Source organism: Salsuginibacillus kocurii DSM 18087 (assembly GCF_000377705.1).
Classification (GTDB): Bacteria; Bacillota; Bacilli; order Bacillales; family Marinococcaceae; genus Salsuginibacillus; species Salsuginibacillus kocurii.
Genome location: NZ_KB898630.1, coordinates 107,211 through 125,166 on the forward strand (window position 1 = coordinate 107,211; position 17,956 = coordinate 125,166).

A 17,956-nucleotide genomic window follows, 5' to 3' on the forward strand; every position below is an offset into this window, starting at 1 on the left:
GACAGGACACCTTTTTAATTGGAGATATCTCGTTCTCTCTTCTTTTCCTCTAACCGTCTAATGTAAACATTCCCCTCTTGTTCTATCCATTGTGTATCCACAGCTGCAGCTTCTGCTTGTCGTTTAGCACGCAGCCACATGATTCCACTTACTAAAGCAGCAAGCATAACAGCATATACCCATATTGGTGTAGCAAGAGGAGCTGCTGAAAAACGTTGCAAAGTCACAAGCACGAGAAATAGTACAATTACAGAGAAAAGGAAACGTTTCGTCCGCTTATTCACCTGTCCATCCCCCCATATCATTCATATCATCATTCGTATGAAGCAAAAGGACAAGTTATGCTCTTATCTCGCCATTCTATTCCTGTGAAGTTGATGAAGAAAAAGACGGTTTATAAAATTGACGATTTTCCATAGCAAAAATCCGTTCAGAAAAAGAGCCTGGGTCCACCGTTTCCAATGCTTGTTCTAGCATATTCATGCGGGCGTCAATATTATCGATGTAATGTAGCATCTCCGCTTCCTTAATCAATGGAACTTTTGGACTTCCCCATTCTCCTTTGCCATGATGACTTAAAATCATATGTTGCAGCATAAGTGGTTCTTCCCCTTGAATATTCAATTCAGTCGCAGCCTTTTCAATTTCAGCTGACATGATTGAAATGTGGCCAATAAGGTTACCTTCTAGCGTGTAGGCAGTATCAATTGGTCCAGTAAGCTCCCTTGTTTTTCCGAGGTCATGCAAAATCACGCCACTGTACAATAAATCAGCATCAAGTGTTGGATAAAGTTGGACAAGAGCTTTGCTGAGGTGGAGCATGCTGATAACATGATAAGCTAAGCCACTCATAAATTCATGGTGGTTTTTTGTGGCCGCAGGTGAGGTCTTAAACGCCTCTTGATATTTTTTCAAGATATGCCGGGTTAAGCGTTGGAGATTAGGATTTTTCATATCAAATATGTACTCTTGTACTGTCTCAAACATTGCTTCAGCATCAAGCGGGGCCGCCTTAACAAAATCCGTGATATTTACTTGGTCAAGGTTATTCACGGGCCGGATTTTAGCAATTTTCAGCTGCATCCGTCCTTTAAAATCAATTACTTCCCCTGCGATATGAACAATCGTTCTGGCCTGGAATATTCCTTCATCCTCCGGTGTTACTCCCCAAAGCTTCGCTTCAATGTCTCCGGATTTATCACTTAACATCAGGGTAAGGAAGGGCTTTTGATTACTCGCAATCCCTCTTGTTGAAGCACGTATAAGCGCGTATTGATCTACTTTTTCACCAACTTTTTTTAATCGAATACCTTCAGCCATAACAGGCTCCTTTCCAGTTTTTCTTTTTCCATTTATATACGGTTTCTAACTTTTGTATTATAGCATAATTTCCCTTTAGACTATTAGGGCTGACCCCTGTGGCGGTTCTCGGCACTAACAGTTGGAATACTTGCTTTCACCTCAGGCCCACCTGCGTCATTAGTTTCACCTGCACTGCAGTGGCTGGATACCTTTCACCTTCTAAACTCATTTTTTTAAAGAACCCCATTGTTTCAGTACAGGCTTAAGGTCTTCTCGAAGAACAGGCTTACCTCATGGTAAAAGAGGAAACGGACTGTTTCCTTCACAGTCCGTTTCTATTATTCTTTTAAAGAACGCGGAATATAAATTCGAAAAGCAACGCCACGTTCCGTATTACGAACTTCGTGAGACCCTTGATGAAGCTCGGCAATACGTTTAACAATGGCAAGTCCAAGACCATACTGGCCCTTGTTACCTTTACGGAAAGGGTCAAACAAGTGGGCAAGCTCTTCTGCTGGAATGGGCTCTCCATCATTTTCTACTGTCAGCATAATATCTGCCTTTCGACGTTCAGCCCGCATCCATATTGTACTCTCGGCATAACGAATCCCATTTTCTACTAGGTTATCAAGCAACACTTCAATATGCTCAGCATCTCCATAAAAGGTAACGTCAGGGCCTTCGATATGAAAGTGCAAATCATCGCGTTGGACTCGAAACCGGTCTTCTACATGGTAAGCTAACGCCCCAAAAGTTAATGCTTCTAAGTTAATCGTATCGTTTTTCAGAGCGTCTAGTTTCGTAAAGTAAAGCATATCCCTAACCCGCTTATCCATTCGATTCGCTTCTTCTAAGATGACATCCATTGTCGCTTCCATATCCTTTTTAGGCAAAATACCATCTTTTACAGATTGTGCATACGTTTTAACAACCATAATTGGTGTTTTCAACTCATGCGAGGCATGCTGTATAAACGTTTTTTGCGATCGATCATACCGAATTAAGTTTTGCCTCATGCTTTCAAATTGATCAGACAACTTTTTGAAATCATCATCCCCTTCCCAATGGAAAGGTTCTTTCCAATTTCGTTTTGCAATCTGCTCAAAATGGTTCCCTAAAAGACGAAGAGGTTGTCTTAGATAACGTTTCAACCAAATAGCAGGAAGAAGACTTAAGGCCCCGGCAATTAACAGTAAGTAAATCAGCCGTTCATATAATCGGTCCACCATTAAATCTCGATATGTATCCCACATATACGAAATTTGAAAAGCTTCTTCCTCTTCACCTTCTTCGTTTTCATCTTCTATTTTTGTAATAACATAAAATAACGTAGCTCCACTATAAGTCAATTCATAACGGCCGCGTTCAGTTTCTTGATTGACAGCATTAGAGACCATTTCTCGTAAAACATTATCAGGAACCGGGTCGCCGCGCTGTGTCCCAAATTGATTATCAAACAAAAATAAATGACCGACTGCCCGTTCTGCTTCGCGCCGTTCGGTAAAGTCCAATTCCGACTCCGGGGGCGAAAAATAATCACTAAATGGATTAGCATAACGAGCTTGTTCCTGTTCAATAATTCGATACGTTTCTTCAGTAAGGGTTCCACTAATAGAAATGGGATAAACAATAACTACCGTCAAACCTAACAATACGATGAGGGCAATAAACGAGAGCCAAATTCGTCTCGTTAAATTTAACTTAATCATGAGGATAAAACTCTGTAACCAAACCCGTACAGTGTCTCCAAATGAATCCGAGGCATTTTCTTCCGCACCCGGCGGACGACATCGTCAACTGCACGTTCCGAGCCAAAATAATTTTCGCCCCAAACGCGTTCGATAATATCTTCTCTAGATAAGGCCTTCCCAATTTGGGCAGTTAAAAGTAGGATCAAATCCATCTCTTTCGTCGTTAAATCGACCAGGTCATTGTCATTCTCTCCATCTTCGACTGTTCTTGCATCTGGGTCGATGAAGTAATTATTTAGCTCGATTTTGTTTGATTCCCCGCTCTCTTCTGCATACACCCGTGATAACAACTTCTTCGCACGGATAATTAATTCTTGAGGAAGAAATGGCTTAGCAAGGTAATCATCACTTCCCATTTCCAGCCCGAGGACACGGTCTAAGTCCTGGTCGCGAGCAGAAATAAAAATCACTGGAATATCGCCTTGTTTTTCACGAATACTCTTTAGAATCTGGTAGCCATCTGTTCCAGGCAGCATAATATCAAGCACCCAAAGATGCGGCGTTTCTTCTACTGCGTTTTGGGCAGAGTCTCCGTCGGGATAGACACGTACTTCCCAGCCCTCTTTTTCCATATATGCTTTTAACGCTTCCGTTAAATTCTCTTCATCTTCAACTAAAAAAATTTTGTATTCACCCATGTCCTCGTATCCTTTCTATAGAGAAGTAACGATTTATTGATTGAGCGCTATTATTCACTATGATTTCTTTATACCATACATTGCTTTCTTGCAACAGGTTTTCTATCATTAATTTAAGGCTACCACAGCGAAGAGGTGTAGATAAAATAAGAGAAACACCTGAAGATGGTTAAAAAGAGAGAGAAAACCGTCCAAAGGGGGAGAACCATGAACGTATATACCGCCTATGTAATGACAATTGCTGCAACAACCTGTTGGGGATTGACCGGTTTATTTGTTAGTGGCTTACACGAAGCAGGATTTAGCTCGTTAGAAGTGGTAACCATTCGTTTATCGGTATCTACAATCGTCTTATTCCTTCTAATCAGTATCTTTGCTCCCCGCTACTTAAAGATCCAAATGAAACATCTGCCTTTTCTCGCCGCACTTGGAATTGTCAGTCTTTCGTTTTTTAATTGGGCGTATTTTACAGTCATTGAACAAGCCAGTTTATCAATCGCTGTCGTACTTTTGTACACTAGTCCAATTTTTGCGGCAATTCTTGCCCGTGTTTTTTTTAATGAGCCCTTGACCAAACAAAAAGCAGCAGCCCTTGTTCTAACATTTATCGGCTGTGCCTTTGTGGTAGGGTATTTCCCGGGAGGAAACTTGGATATCACTCCAGTTACACTAGTAATTGGTATTTTATCAGGATTTTTCTGTTCACTATACAGCATCATTGGCAAAGCAGTGAGTCGGTATTATCATACCCTTACTATTACAACTTACGCCATGTTTACGGGAACTCTTTTTATGTTCCCACTAAGTCGAGTGTGGGAAGAACCATCTCGGTTTATGAATAACACAGTATGGCTGTATATAATAGCTATCACCTTAATTTCTACCCTTTTAGGTTATCTGCTGTATACGTATGCTCTTGCTTTTATCGAATCTAGCCAAGCAACGATCTTTTCAACCATGGAACCTGTTATTGCAATTTTAATAGGTGTTACTATTTTAAATGACCCGCTTTCTTCTTTTCAGGTTTTTGGAATCTTCCTCGTTTTATCAGCCATTTTTGTTATGATCATAAGGAAGAAAAAACGAAAAGTTACTCCCTATACTTGGGACCAAGCAACTTAATTTGTATAACCTGAAATGTTGCTTCAGAGCCTGTTTGAATAAGTCAGCGCCTGACCATCCTCTATTCATTTCAGCGTATTAATAACTACGCTCTCCCCCTATCTGTTCAGTGAAGATATATAAAAAGCTGTCCAATCTGCCACATTTTCTCGGGCTATTGGACAGCTTATCTTTTTCGTTTGCCTTTTTATGATTCTTTATCTAGCCCTGCTCCGATCCGGTTTCTATTGGAGAGATTCGGACGATAGCAGCGTCAACCGCTTGGGTATCCCCTGTAATTGAAGAGTGCCTACAATGTCTTTCGTCTCCATGCAAAAAGGTTTACTTAGTTGGCTACCAGATGCCTGGGAGAGCGGATAGAGCGACTAAAGCTGCAAGGGGCAATGCCAGCCTGCGCCATGGTGTATAAGGATAATAACCTCCGTAGTATGGGGAACCGTAATATGGATACCCTCCGTAACCTATGCCAAATTGCCGGTCAGTTCCACCAACCATTGGAGGATAGAAATTATTGTTATCCCATGGTAGTTGGTTATTGTTATTAAAGTTATTGTCCCATGGCCATTGGTTATTATTATTGTTATTTGCATACGGCGGCATCATTTGATAATTATTATCCCAATTCATGGACATCATCTCTGGATGAAACTGGCCTTGCCCTTCAAAATTAGCGAAGTCAAAGTCTTCAGGGTCAAAATCTTCAGGAACCATTAGGTAGATATATTCATCATCTACGTGTTCAACCATTCCTTGATGAACCGAATTATCATTCATTTGCGCCGTTACCATCTGACCAAGGTGTTGTTCACACCAATTTTTCATATTACTCATGTACATCGCCTACCTCCTTTTCACCCTTATGCTATTCAAAGAAGAATTACGATGTGATTGTTACTTATAAGCAGGCAGTTCAATTAAAAATTGTTGTTTTTCACTTCCTAGATAACTGCTTATTTATACATATTTAACGCTCTTTTTATATCTTGTAAGAGGCGGAACTTTCCATACATGAGCACTCCATTTCTATACACCCGCGCCCCAATCCAGGCAAACAAAGCAATAGTGCCGATCAATATACCAATTGAAAGAGCTAACTCCCAAAATGGCACATTGGTCATCCCAATTCGTAAGAACATAAGCATCGGCGCAAAAAACGGAACGAATGAAGCTATCGTTACAATTAGAGAATTTGGAGCATTCAATCCAAACACAGCAAGCACAAATCCTGCAATCACGACCATATTTAAAGGCCCTGTAGCTTGGCCGACATCTTCAATTCGACTGATAATTGATCCTAGCATAGCAGAGAGGGTAGCATATAATAAAAAGCCAAGCACAAAGAAAAGAAACGCGTAACCTATTAATGACAGCGAAACAGTACCCGCTCCAAACAACTCTTCACCTCCATCCATTTCGGTTCCAGTCATTGTGCTTATTTCTTGAAAGCGCCCTGCCATTGAACTAGCACCAATGAGAAATATAAGTGCAAATTGTGTTAACCCAAGCAAAGCTATGCCCGCAATTTTCCCAAACATTTGCTTCTCCGGTGAGACGCTTGAGATTAAAATTTCCATTACCCGCGAGGATTTTTCTGTCGCTACTTCCATCGAAACCATGTTTCCTAAGAAAATCACTGAAAAATAAATAACAAATAAAAGAATATACACTAAAAATGTTGTTTGACTTCTTTCTTCTGCCGTAGAATGTTCAGCAGCATCTTGCTGAAGAGAAGAAAAATCCAGCTCTATGCCAGCACTTATAAGCTGTTGAAAGTCTTCACCCACGCCTGCTTCCTCTAACATATGTTTTGAATGAATCTGGTCCACCCAAGTAGTGAGCTCCATTCTTTCGTGATTATCTGGAGTGGAAGTAGCTTTATACTCAGCCTCCAAGCTTCCATCACTAGCTTCTGTGAGTATTAACAAACCATCTGCTTCACCGTCTAAGACTTGCTGCTCGCCTTTTTCTGCATCTCCAGTTGGCACTACCATCAACAGTTTTTCTTCTGCTTGTTCTTCTGCAATAGCATAGTGTGCTTCATTCGCTTGCACAACCACATGTTGCTCAGTACTATTAGCTGGGTCGCTCGCATCAAAAACCCCAAAAACTCTATCAATATTCAGAAAGAGAAATAAAAAAAGAATTGTAATGAGGGTCGTTGTAATAAAGGCTTTGGACTTAACTTTCATGAGATATGTATGCCCCATCACTACTAGAAAGTTACGCATAAGCCATTCCTACTTTCTCAATAAAGATCTCCTCAAGAGTTGGTTCTTCTAGCGCAAAATGCCGGACAAACCCTTTTCCTTGCAAAGCTGCAAAGACTTCTTTTGCTACATAGTCTTTAGTAACCTGCAGCCAGACATCACCTGCTTTTTCTTCATATTTCATAACACCATCAATATTCTCTAAAAAACGACAGTCAAAATCAGTTTTTAAGCGAATGTTTTGTTTTCCAAAGGAGCTCTTAATATCATTAATGTTCCCATGAACAACCGGCTTGCCACTATGAAGAATAGCCAGATGCTCACACAATTCTTCGACATGCTCCATCCGATGGCTAGAAAATATGATCGTAGTACCACTTTGTTTCAAATCATGCACTGCTTTTTTCAACATCTCTACGTTCACGGGGTCAAGTCCACTAAATGGTTCATCTAGTATCAACAGCTCAGGTTTATGCAATACTGCGGCAATGAACTGTATCTTTTGTTGGTTCCCTTTTGACAGTTCTTCTACTTTTACGTTTTCATACGAGCGAATATCAAACCGTTCTAACCATACACGCATCTCTGCTATAATCTCTTGTTTCTTTAACCCTCTCAATCTTCCTAAATAAAGCAATTGTTCAACTACGCGAAGCTTAGGATACAAGCCTCTTTCTTCCGGCAAATACCCAAGTGAAGTGCTGTTTTTATACGATAAAGGCGCGTTTCTCCATCTAATCGTACCGTTTGTCGGGTCTAGTAAACCAATAATCATACGAAACGTAGTTGTCTTTCCAGCTCCATTTGCCCCGAGCATGCCGAACATTTCACCTTCAGGTATAGAGAGTGTGAGATTATTAACAGCAGTATGCTCACCGAAATTCTTTGTAACTTGATGTAATTGAAGAGTCATATATCCACCCCGTTATTAGTAAAATCACTTTTCTTAGCGTATCGATCTTTCTTCCAAAAAGCACCTATTACTCATTTGATTATATATGATAAATCAAGTAAACTATAGATATTATGAATGAGTATTCAGCCAAAAGGGGGAGAGGTTTCATGAACTATGCCTTAACGGTATTTGCTAAAGATGGTTCTCTTTTATTAAACGAAGCCTTTGATTATTCATCCGACCAAGAAGCGATCTCTTATGGGCGACAACGTTTGGAAGAAGAAGGATATAGCCACACCACCCATCGTCTTGTTCGTTCTGGAAAATTGTTGCTGTTTTATCGTTAGGCGGCTTTTTAGAAGATTATTGCTTGTTAAAAAGGCTCTGTTAAAGACTAGTGTTACTATTTCTGTATGACCTCCCATGCCTCCTCATCAGGCTTGCTCTTCCCGAAGAAGACGCAGCAACCGATTTTTATAGGTTTTGTGTAAACCACCATAGTTGCAACAACAGTTTATCGTTAACTTCAGCATTGTGAGGGGCCTGCCTGAAAATTCCGAAAGCACATGCTGAGGAGCTTCCCTTATGGGCAGCTCCTCAGGTGTACAGTCTTTTATATTTATAGTTACGGAGTAATCGGACGAAAAAGTTCATTTAAAGTATCAATTTTTCGGTGTGTATATTCTTCATAACGTTCGATATAAGAGATCGGGTCTTTTGGATTAGCCATGCGAGTAATTTTTTCACTCACCGGGTCTACCCATTTGCTGGCTGCGCCGCAACCTAGCCCGATGATAGTCTGGACTTCTTCCATAATAATCATATTGTACAAACTTTCTTTACCAGCTTTTGCATAACCTACATTCTCCAGATTACCTAGAATGTTTTTTTGCCGATAGAGGTAATAAGGCTCGTATTCATTCTCATCCGTCCATTGATTGGTTAGATCCATCATCTGTTGAATCTCTTCCGGGCCTGCTACATTGTACTTATCCTTTTGTTTTGTCATTGTTGAAGCACGTTTGAATGAAAGAGTATGGACCGTAAGTGAAGCCGGGTCTAGCTTTTTGGTTTCACTTAAGTTATGCTTCATTTCTGGAACTCCTTCATTTGGAAGGCCAATGATAAGGTCCATATTAATATTATCTACCCCATGCCTTACAGCCAGTTCGTATTTATCCACCGTTTCTTCCACTGAGTGATGCCTTCCTATTGCCCGCAATGTTTCATTATGAAAGGATTGAGGATTAATACTGATCCGGTCAATATTCCACTTGTTCAATACAGCAAGTTTCTCTGCTGAAATCGTATCCGGTCGCCCGGCCTCTACAGTCACTTCTCTCACTTGGTTTAGGTCAGGAAACACTTTATGCATTTGAGAATATAAGGCATCCATTTCTTCAGCTTCTATGCTTGTTGGCGTCCCCCCGCCAAAATAAATCGTCGTAACCGGGATGTTGTGTTCTTTAAGCCAGGCTCCTGTTTGTTCCATTTCGTAATATAGACCATTGAGAAATTCAGATACCGATCCGTTTTTTCCATTGATTGCATAAGCAGGGAACGTACAATACGCACACATGGTCGGACAAAAAGGAATGCCAATATAAATGCTGACCCCTTTTTTTATCTCATATAAATCTGGTAAAACTTCCAGCTGTCTTTTTACAATACGTTCTAACATCGCTATTTTTTCATCACTTATTAAGTAATCATCTTTCAGGGTTTTTTTGATGTCACTATGTGATAACCCGCTTCGGTACATCTGATGGTACAACTTTGTCGGCCGAATACCGGTTAACGTGCCCCAAGGTTGAGTCTTACCTGTCCAGGAAGTAAGAAGCTTAACAAACACATGGGCTGCTGTCTGCTTCCCTACTTTTGAATGCATATTCGCTTCAATTACTGGCTTTTGAAATGAAGCTGTATCTTCAAAGCCTTCTGCTCGCGCCGTGGCAGACACATAAACTTGATCAAGTCTGCGTTTTTCCGTAAACCTTACCTTTAATCCGTCGATGGGTGAATCTGCATCCATCTGAACTTCTGCATCTTTAACATACTGTGCTGCTAAATGGCTTAACGTCCGTTCATAATCAGCTGGCAAACCAGACACTGCAATTATCATACAAAACCCCGCTTTCTAAAATCACGTTTAGTTTACAAAACCCACCCCCTAAAAGTCAATGTAACAAAGACTGAGCATATTTTGCCCGCATGCGAAGAAAAAAGCCCCCTCCTCATAAATGTAGCAAGTATTCTCACTTGCGAATATAAGGAAAAGGCGCTTAGTTTGTTTCAGATAACTATTTTTCTAAAAGAGGTTGCTAAAAAAATCCATTCATCGATATTTACATTTATCGTTGCACATTGACATTCATTTGTTTTCTGAATACTTCCCGAATCATATATGGAAGACCGTCCTGACTCACTGGGCGTGTAACCCAATCGGCATTATCTCTTACTTCGCTTGGGGCATCTCCCATCGCGACTCCTAATCCAACTTCTTTAAGCACTTCTTCATCGCCGACTTTACCGCCAACTACGACCATCTCGTCTAGACCTATTCCTAATTCTCGGCCAATATAAGACAACCCTAAAAACTTTGTGGCATAACGGCTTCGGCATTCGAGCATTCCTTTTTTAGGAATACGAATAGATAGAGGTGGAAAAATGGAGCGTAATGTAGCTGCGGCTGTTTCTACATCTCGCTCATTTTCAAAGGAAGCTCTTAGTCCCAACGGCATAATGTCGTGAATATGAACATGTTCAGCTAATTGGTCCACTACAGTTTCTGGGTAAAATAACGATTCTCCAAGACTGATCGTTAATTTTCCTAAAAAGTTTTTTGCTTCAGTTGTACGGTTCGTTAACTCAAATTGTTCATGTTCCACCACCACTTGAGATGGATAGCTTTGCAGCAAGTCAATGATGTCCGTTGCCATTTTGGTTGATAAGCGTTCCTCATAAAGAGGCGCATTATCACTATTTGCAATAAAGGCCCCGCCATGCGAAATATGTTCATGATCCAGCTTCAACCACTTTGCCATTTTTTTTGCCTTTTCATACCTACTATGTGTAAGTAGGACTACATGTACTCCTTTTTGCATAACAAAATCAATCGCTTCTTTCGTCGCTTTTGTCATTTTCCCATTGGCTTTTACCATCGTGTTGTCAATTCCAAGCGCAAGTAAACGGTAGGTCATAACAATAGCTCCCTTCCAAACGTCTTGTTTCACAATATGTACAATTGAAAGTGAATAGAACAAGGGTGGGAGATCATCATTTACCTTATTCTTTGCTGAACTTTTTCAGTTTGTTCTAAAGGTTTAGAGAATACCTGCTCTAAACATCTTCTATTGGAAAGACCGGAAACAGAAGGATAAGGGTAAATAGCGGGGAATAATGGATGGCCTCTAAGTACTCCTCCAGTTAAGTGTTACAAAAGAAGCGGTTGACTCAATCAACACTCTCCATAAACAGAGGTAAATAAAAAACACCTCTACTTAATAAAAGAGAGGTGTAGAACGTGCAACTTATTGGTCATCTGGGTTTCCGTATAATTCTTCAAGTGGTTCAGTAATGATTTTATTTAAATCACCGATCACGGTACTCATTTTTTGTTCTTGTTCCATCAATTTTGAAATAACTTCATGTTGCTGAACCATTTCAAATTGCTTCTGAGCTTGAGAAATTTCTTCTTCAGAAGGTTGTTCGCCTTGCATTTGTTTCTGTTGTAAATCCAATTGCAGCTGACGGAAGTTATCCAGCATCCGTTTAGCTACCTCATCATTTTCAACTTGCTCATGAAAACCTTTTAACTGTTGAAACTCATCGCTTTCACGTAATGAGCTTGCTAATTCATGTGCTTTATCGTGTACATTAGTGGACATGAATGTCCCTCCTTTAAAACGTCTTTATAGAGAATAACATGTTTACTAGCCAAAAATCACCCGCTCAATAAAATCTCTTCGATTTTTTACGACAAAAATATAAAAATTAAGCCTTGAAATACCCCGATGAAACCACCTAATAACGCCCCTAAATATTTGATCATTATGAATTCCCGTCTAGATATGGCCAGAACCAAGGTCTCAAGCCTCTCAACTTCGAACGTGTCTACTTGTGAGCGAACCACTTCGGCTAAATTTAAAGATGGCAAAAATGATTGAAATTGTTCTGCTACATATTGACCTAATCCATCAATAACAACGGGAAGCCATTTATTGATGATTACCTCTTCATATTCGGGAGCCCAATCCTTCAACGGAGCATTAAACCATTTATTTAATGGTACTTCTACTTCCAGCTTAGTCCAAACTCTTTCCATTACAGCTTCAAGCTCCACGCCTCGCAACATATCCTCAGCCGGTCGGTTTAGCATCTGTTCCCATTCTTTTTGCAGCATATGGCTCACCCATTCTTTTGAAGTGTCATCTTTTAAAAAACGGATGATTTCTGGGTGAACTCTTTCCACAAGGCGCTCATTTCCCACCATTGAACCGATAAAATTCATTACAGAGCCTCGACCAGCTAAAAAATTTGATAAAAATTGATGGACGCGTGCTTTTCCATCTTCGCTTTCCATGTATGCCTGAGCCCGCCATAATATATAGTCTGCTCCTTTTTCTACCAATTGATCGCCTTGAGCTTTCACTTGTGCAGGCAGAACCTCTCGTAATGGTTTATCTTTATGCGAATCAACCCAATCACTCACTACCTGATTACCTTTTTGCCGTATTTCTGCTTTTACCGTTTCAGAGAGGTCAATAGGTGTGATGTACCGGTTTAGCCATTCGTTTAAAGATTCTTCCTTATAGAAATACGTCTTTGCCTGATCTTTGGCCCATCTCCTTACCTCTTCTTTGAAGTGAGGGTCTTCTAGCTTGCTTTTTATCCCTTCAGGAGTAAGGAGATGTTCCACCACAATTTTCCCCATTTGTTCTGCTAATTCTTTTCTTCGCTTAGGTATCAGGCCCGGTGTTAATGGTAATTGCTTCCCCTTTACATAAATCGGTTCATAAGGGCGGAATAACATTTTTATGGCAAGGGAATTCGTAAGACCGCCAATAAAAGCCCCCATTAAAATCATAAGAACGAGCCATACCACATCATGCATTGCCATTTCTCCTTTAACGCCTTCCAAATCTTATCTGTGCTCCATTATACAAAATCTCCAGCCTCGAGACCACGCTTTCCTTTCTTCACTTATAGGGGTGTGATAAGATCAAAGAAAAAGACAAGGGGGAAAACCACTTGATCACCCATTTTCAATGGAAAGAGTTAAAAAATAACTGGATTAACCGGGAATGGTCATTTTCTTTTTTTTACCGTGGAACGTTTTTAAAAGGCAAGTATTATAAAGATGGCACCATTGAATGGGTATCCGATAAACCGCCAGAAACAGAACAGTCCACTATTGAGAGCCAAGTGCATGACTTAATGCTTTACCACGTATACGAAGATCATTCTCCCATTTCAGACTAGCTTTCCTTCGTATGTTTCCCTTTTCGCAGCTCACACTAACTCCCAAAGGGGGAGGTGATTTGTGTGCGACAACGGGCCAACCCTAAAAAAGAAAATATGGCTTGGGATGAAGACCGTATGATTAATGAGGGCATGGCGGGAGGAACAGCTCTGCATGCTGAACACTCTAAGCAAATTCCGCCTAATACACCAAAAGAAAAGGAAACAAAGCCTAATTCAAATAAATAAACTAAAGGTTTTTTCCTTGTTCCAGTCTAATGTTAGCTTTTGACATTTATTTAAGACCAAGCATTTAAAGAGTCGTGTTGATATTTTTGCCATTTTTCACTTTCTGCCTCCTCAGACTTTCCTCCGGGGCTCAATTGGCTAGCTTTTCCTGCAGAAGTCCTGCCATTTTGGAATACCACTAATCTTTATCAACACCAGAGCCTCGGAGAAAAATAAAAAGCTGCCAACAACCAACTGGCAGCTCTCCTTCTCATATGTAGGCTGAAGAGACAGGCTGAGCTGTCTCTTCCTTGCCTAGGGGTTACTGATTGAAACCACCCATTTGCTGTTCTGCCATTTGAACGAGGCGTTTTGTGATTTCACCACCGACAGAACCGTTAGAGCGGGAAGTTTCGTCCGCGCCTAGCTGAACGCCAAATTCCTGAGCAATTTCAAACTTCATTTGATCTAGAGCCTGCTGTACGCCAGGTACGACAAGCTGGTTTGAGTTATTGTTGTTTGCCATTAGAATTCACCTCCTCTTTGTACACCTAGTTTGTATCTTAATTTAAAACCTATGCACCTCTTGATTAGAAAGATAAGGAAACAAGAGGATGTACAAAGATTTAAGATCCTCTTTTTCATTGTCTTAAATTTCTTTCCTTAGCCACCTATTACTGAAAAGCGCTTTTCACGTGTTTTTCAGTACTTTCTTTTCAATATACGAACCACTGAGGACATAAAAAAACTCAGAGCTTTCCATATTCTTCTCCTTTCCTCCACTGTTTTAAAGAGAAGAATATGGACCTCTAAGTCAATTATTAATTACTTTTCTTAAAATAATCCTGGCCAAGAGCCTGAATCTCCTGTACTGCTTCAGGATTTTCAAGTGCTGACAAGTCACCCGCGTCTGTATTTAAAAAACCAGATCTTATAGCACGGCGCATCACTTTTGCATTTCGGGTTTTTGGTAAATCTGAAACAAAATAAATAGCTTTCGGTTTCAATGATTTACCTAGCTTTTCTCCGGCACGCTTTATCAACTCTTGTTTTAATTCTTCATTTTCGATTGCCTCACCCTTTGTAATCACAAAACAAATGGCTGCTTCACCTTTAACCTCATCTGGTATGCCAATAGTTCCTGCCTCAGCCACTGCAGGATGATCAACTAAAGCAGATTCCATCTCTGCAGGACCTAACCGTTTACCAGCAATATTTAAAATATCATCGGACCTGCCGGTAATTGCCCAAAATCCGTTTTCGTCTTTAGAGACCCAATCACCATGCACCCAAGTATCTGCAAAGCGGGACCAATACGTATTTTCATACCGCTCGGGTTCATTCCAAAATCCACGTGTCATTCCGACCCAAGGCTGCTTAATAACAAGCTCTCCTACTTCACCAGTAACCTCTTGCCCATGTTCATCGTACACCGCTGCGTCCATACCCGGGATAGGTGAATTAAAGGTCACAGGACCAATTGGCTTTATAAGCATATTACCCAAGATCCCTCCGGAAATCTCTGTACCACCTGAATAGTTAAAAATGGGGATGCGTTTTTTCCCTACCTTCTCAAACAGCCAATGCCAAGGTTCAGGGTTCCAAGGCTCTCCTGTTGAACCGATCACTTCCAACGACGACAGGTCATGCTTTTCCACCCATTCATTTCCCTTTCTCATCAGCGCCCGAATCAAGGTCGGAGATATCCCCAGGTGGGTTACTTGATGCTTATCAATCAGCTTCCACATTCTGTCTGGTTCTGGATAATCAGGCGATCCTTCATACATGACGACAGCAGCTCCATTTAGTAAAGCCCCATAGACGAGAAATGGTCCCATCATCCAGCCCATGTCTGTAAACCAAAATAAGCGATCCTTTTCTTTTACGTTCATACCAATTCCAGCATCGAATGCTGCTTTAACTGGAAAACCAGCGTGAGTATGAACAGCTCCTTTTGGCTGCCCGGTCGTCCCTGATGTATAAATTAGCATCATAGGGTCTTGAGTAGACATTTCTTCAGCTTCATACACTCTTTTCTTATCTGTCAGATCATTCCACTTCACGTCTCGCGATTTGTTCCATGGGACATCTTTGCCAAGCCGACACACTATGACAACGGTTTCAATAGTGGGAACACCTTCTACCGCAAAATCGGCTTCTTTTTTCATTTCCACTTCTTTGCCCCGGCGCAGAAAGCCATCAGCAGTAATTAGCATTTTGGCTTCACAAGCATTCAGCCTTGTTCTTACTGCATCAGCGGCGTAACCAGAAAAAGCGGGGGCAAAGACTGCTCCGATTTTAGAAATGGCCAACATAGCAATCAACGTTTCAGGAAGCATAGGCATATAAATCCCAACAAGTTCACCGCGGGAAAGTCCTTTTTCTTTCAAACCATGAGCTGCTGCATCCACCTCAGCTTCTAGTTCTTTAAAACTGTACGTCCGAACTTCTCCATTTTCACTTTCCCATATAAGTGCTTGATGATGGGCAGTTTGATCATTTTTCGCCCACTTCTCTAAAGCAGTCTGAACAACGTTTAGTTTTCCGTTAACAAACCATTCCGGCCATTGATTACCTAAACCTAAATTCACCGTTTCATCATATGGTTCTTGCCATTCAACCCCTAACACTTTCTCTGCTTCAGCCCAAAACCACGAAATGTCTTTAATAGATGCTTGATAAAAATCCTCATATGATTCATAACCTTGGTCATGCATCCATTGCTGAATTCGTGTCGCCTTTTTGTAAGCGTCGCTCGGGAACCAAACTGGTTTGTCAGTCACTTTTATCAGCCACCTTCCACTAACGTTTACTTCTATTATACTGGATATACTGCATGCTTTCGGGTAGAAAATGTCTGGTATTTATTCATATACCCAACAAATCGGTTTATTAAATGGCTGCGTAATTGGTCTGGGTCGATAATATCATCAATGACTAATTCTGATGCCAATCGATAAATATCGATATTTTCTTGGTACTCTTTACGTTTTTCTTCTATAAAAGCGGACCTCTCCTCTTCCTCCAGCGACGCAATTTTATTAGCATATACAGCATTAACCGCGGCTTCAGGTCCCATCACAGCAATTTGGGCTGATGGTAAAGCAATGCAACAATCGGGCTCGAATGCAGGACCTGCCATAGCATACAATCCTGCTCCATATGCTTTTCGTACTATTACTGAAATTTTTGGGACAGTTGCTTCTGACATCGCAGCAATCATCTTAGCCCCGTGCCTGATGATTCCCGCTCGCTCCACTTTTGTGCCAATCATAAACCCTGGGATGTCCGCTAAAAAAAGTAAGGGAATATTGAAAGCATCACATAAGGTAATAAAGCGGGCTCCTTTATCGGCAGAATCATGAAATAATACGCCGCCTTTAGCCTTTGGCTGATTGGCGACAATACCGACTGGTTTCCCATCAATACGGGCAAACGCTGTAATTAATTCCGGGGCAAACTTCTGTTTTACTTCAAACATCGAATCTTCATCTATTAACCCATTAAGAAACGTATACATATCAAATGGAGCATTTTGATTTTCTGGAATAAGCTCAGCTAATGAAGTGTCCAATACTTTCGGGGGGATCGCCTTGGCAGTTGGCGCTTTTTCGGTAAAGTTTTCAGGCATAAAGGATAAATATCGACGGCCCAATTCAATTGCTTCTTCTTCATTGGCCGCAAGCACATCCCCACACCCTGAAACTTGACAGTGCATAGATGCTCCGCCCATTTCTTCAAGAGAAACTTTTTCCCCAATTACCATTTCAGCCATCCGTGGTGAGCCTAGATACATCGAAGCGTTCTTATCCACCATGATAACGAGATCACAAAAAGCCGGTATGTAAGCTCCACCAGCAGCTGAAGGCCCAAAAAGAATGCATACTTGTGGTACTTGGCCTGATAATTTCACTTGATTGTGAAAAATCCTTCCGGCCCCGCGCCGATTTGGAAACATTTCGATTTGGTCGGTGATGCGTGCTCCAGCCGAGTCAACAAGATACAGCATCGGCGCTCCGATTTTTTCTGCTGTTTCTTGAACCCGAATAATCTTTTCTACTGTACGTGCCCCCCAGGAACCTGCTTTAATTGTAGAATCATTGGCCATAAAACATACCGTACGTCCATCTATCTTGCCGGTGCCTGTAACTACCCCATCAGCCGGTAACCCTTCAGCCATTACATTAGCAAACTTTCCGTCTTCATTTTCAATCCCATCATCTAAAAGTAATTCAAGACGTTTCCTCGCAAACAGTTTCCCTTTTTCTTCGTTCTTTTCATGATATTTGTCTGAACCGCCTTGTTCAATATCATCCAACCGTTCTTTCAGTTCTTCCTTCCAACTCATAGCCT

18 protein-coding genes are annotated in these 17,956 nt (G+C 41.0%); 4 read left to right on the forward strand and 14 right to left on the reverse strand.

What is annotated here, in order from left to right:
* Nucleotides 1-14: 14 nt before the first annotated feature.
* The 4 genes from D469_RS0114940 to D469_RS0114955 all read right to left on the reverse strand — a co-directional run bounded on the left by D469_RS0114940 (nucleotide 15) and on the right by D469_RS0114955 (nucleotide 3,691).
* Entirely contained in the window at nucleotides 15-284 is a 270-nt protein-coding gene (locus D469_RS0114940; protein ID WP_018924216.1) for a sporulation YhaL family protein, read from the reverse strand.
* 76 nt (nucleotides 285-360) lie between these two features.
* Nucleotides 361-1,320, reverse strand: a complete 960-nt coding sequence (yhaM, locus tag D469_RS0114945; protein WP_018924217.1) for a 3'-5' exoribonuclease YhaM — start codon at nucleotides 1,318-1,320, stop codon at nucleotides 361-363.
* A 320-nt stretch (nucleotides 1,321-1,640) separates the two neighbouring features.
* Nucleotides 1,641-3,011, reverse strand: coding sequence for a sensor histidine kinase (locus tag D469_RS0114950; protein WP_018924218.1), 1,371 nt, complete (start codon nucleotides 3,009-3,011; stop codon nucleotides 1,641-1,643).
* Nucleotides 3,008-3,691: a response regulator transcription factor gene (locus tag D469_RS0114955; protein WP_018924219.1), complete on the reverse strand. Its 684-nt coding sequence runs from the start codon at nucleotides 3,689-3,691 to the stop codon at nucleotides 3,008-3,010. Before D469_RS0114955 ends, D469_RS0114950 begins: the two co-directional genes overlap by 4 nt.
* Nucleotides 3,692-3,898: 207 nt before the next feature.
* Between D469_RS0114955 and D469_RS20525 the strand changes: the two genes are divergently transcribed.
* Nucleotides 3,899-4,813 carry a DMT family transporter gene (locus D469_RS20525; protein WP_018924220.1) on the forward strand — a complete coding sequence of 305 codons (915 nt, stop codon included), beginning with the start codon at nucleotides 3,899-3,901 and terminating at the stop codon, nucleotides 4,811-4,813.
* A gap of 333 nt (nucleotides 4,814-5,146) precedes the next feature.
* On the opposite strand, the gene D469_RS0114965 is transcribed toward D469_RS20525, so the two are convergent.
* The 3 genes from D469_RS0114965 to D469_RS0114975 all read right to left on the reverse strand — a co-directional run bounded on the left by D469_RS0114965 (nucleotide 5,147) and on the right by D469_RS0114975 (nucleotide 7,933).
* A complete protein-coding gene (locus D469_RS0114965) occupies nucleotides 5,147-5,644 on the reverse strand; it encodes a hypothetical protein (RefSeq protein WP_156817010.1) in 498 nt (165 codons plus the stop codon).
* 119 nt (nucleotides 5,645-5,763) lie between these two features.
* Nucleotides 5,764-7,041, reverse strand: a complete 1,278-nt coding sequence (locus D469_RS0114970) for an ABC transporter permease (RefSeq protein ID WP_018924222.1) — start codon at nucleotides 7,039-7,041, stop codon at nucleotides 5,764-5,766.
* Nucleotides 7,034-7,933, reverse strand: a complete 900-nt coding sequence (locus tag D469_RS0114975; protein WP_018924223.1) for an ABC transporter ATP-binding protein — start codon at nucleotides 7,931-7,933, stop codon at nucleotides 7,034-7,036. Before D469_RS0114975 ends, D469_RS0114970 begins: the two co-directional genes overlap by 8 nt.
* 149 nt (nucleotides 7,934-8,082) lie before the next feature.
* Between D469_RS0114975 and D469_RS0114980 the strand changes: the two genes are divergently transcribed.
* Nucleotides 8,083-8,262: a YhzD family protein gene (locus tag D469_RS0114980; protein WP_018924224.1), complete on the forward strand. Its 180-nt coding sequence runs from the start codon at nucleotides 8,083-8,085 to the stop codon at nucleotides 8,260-8,262.
* Between the two features lie 278 nt (nucleotides 8,263-8,540).
* Here the strand turns inward: D469_RS0114980 and D469_RS0114985 are convergent, their stop codons facing one another.
* From D469_RS0114985 to D469_RS0115000, 4 genes are all read right to left on the reverse strand, one after another.
* The gene (locus D469_RS0114985; RefSeq protein WP_018924225.1) at nucleotides 8,541-10,037 is read right to left on the reverse strand and encodes a coproporphyrinogen III oxidase; all 1,497 of its coding nucleotides are present in this window, start codon (nucleotides 10,035-10,037) and stop codon (nucleotides 8,541-8,543) included.
* A 229-nt stretch (nucleotides 10,038-10,266) separates the two neighbouring features.
* Nucleotides 10,267-11,115 carry an HAD family hydrolase gene (locus tag D469_RS0114990; RefSeq protein WP_018924226.1) on the reverse strand — a complete coding sequence of 283 codons (849 nt, stop codon included), beginning with the start codon at nucleotides 11,113-11,115 and terminating at the stop codon, nucleotides 10,267-10,269.
* Between the two features lie 330 nt (nucleotides 11,116-11,445).
* Nucleotides 11,446-11,802: a YlbF/YmcA family competence regulator gene (locus D469_RS0114995; RefSeq protein ID WP_018924227.1), complete on the reverse strand. Its 357-nt coding sequence runs from the start codon at nucleotides 11,800-11,802 to the stop codon at nucleotides 11,446-11,448.
* An 86-nt stretch (nucleotides 11,803-11,888) separates the two neighbouring features.
* On the reverse strand, nucleotides 11,889-13,028 hold the full coding sequence (locus D469_RS0115000) for a DUF445 domain-containing protein (protein WP_018924228.1): 1,140 nt from the start codon (nucleotides 13,026-13,028) through the stop codon (nucleotides 11,889-11,891).
* 137 nt (nucleotides 13,029-13,165) lie between these two features.
* On the opposite strand from D469_RS0115000, the gene D469_RS0115005 reads away from it, so the two are divergent.
* Complete coding sequence (locus tag D469_RS0115005; RefSeq protein ID WP_018924229.1) at nucleotides 13,166-13,396, forward strand: YheE family protein; 231 nt, start codon at nucleotides 13,166-13,168, stop codon at nucleotides 13,394-13,396.
* Between the two features lie 63 nt (nucleotides 13,397-13,459).
* Nucleotides 13,460-13,624: a hypothetical protein gene (locus tag D469_RS22165; RefSeq protein ID WP_018924230.1), complete on the forward strand. Its 165-nt coding sequence runs from the start codon at nucleotides 13,460-13,462 to the stop codon at nucleotides 13,622-13,624.
* 301 nt (nucleotides 13,625-13,925) lie between these two features.
* Here the strand turns inward: D469_RS22165 and D469_RS0115015 are convergent, their stop codons facing one another.
* From D469_RS0115015 to D469_RS0115025, 3 genes are all read right to left on the reverse strand, one after another.
* The gene (locus tag D469_RS0115015; RefSeq protein WP_018924231.1) at nucleotides 13,926-14,129 is read right to left on the reverse strand and encodes an alpha/beta-type small acid-soluble spore protein; all 204 of its coding nucleotides are present in this window, start codon (nucleotides 14,127-14,129) and stop codon (nucleotides 13,926-13,928) included.
* Nucleotides 14,130-14,424: 295 nt separating this feature from the next.
* A complete protein-coding gene (locus D469_RS0115020; protein WP_018924232.1) occupies nucleotides 14,425-16,386 on the reverse strand; it encodes an AMP-binding protein in 1,962 nt (653 codons plus the stop codon).
* Between the two features lie 35 nt (nucleotides 16,387-16,421).
* Nucleotides 16,422-17,951 carry an acyl-CoA carboxylase subunit beta gene (locus D469_RS0115025; protein WP_018924233.1) on the reverse strand — a complete coding sequence of 510 codons (1,530 nt, stop codon included), beginning with the start codon at nucleotides 17,949-17,951 and terminating at the stop codon, nucleotides 16,422-16,424.
* Between the last annotated feature and the right edge of the window lie 5 nt (nucleotides 17,952-17,956).